We start from the raw sequence: 282 nt of genomic DNA on the forward strand, positions 1-282 counted from the left end.
TTCCACTCCACAAAACCGTTTTTGTATCTGATCCCTGATTTATTGGTTTTGCCTTCCAGCGTATTGTATTCGCCGAACTTTTTGAAGCGCACCTTTTTTGTTTTTGGATTGAAAAGATAGTCTTCGATCGATTCCCAGACATGGAGTGCAATTTTTTGCACGACATGGGAGTCTAAATGCACCTTTTGTTTGTGCTTTTCGTGTTTCGGTTTTTTGCCGAGGAAGTGTTTTCCCATATTATTGACGATGCGCTCTGCACCGGTTTTACTGACATCATATGCT

Annotated in this window: 1 pseudogene; it reads right to left on the reverse strand. The window is 41.1% G+C overall.

Annotated elements, in window-relative coordinates:
* Nucleotides 1–282: pseudogene (locus tag FS666_RS19995) on the reverse strand (hypothetical protein); the annotation flags it as partial.

The sequence above is a fragment of the Siminovitchia fortis genome (assembly GCF_007681465.1).
Classification (GTDB): Bacteria; Bacillota; Bacilli; order Bacillales; family Bacillaceae_C; genus Siminovitchia; species Siminovitchia fortis.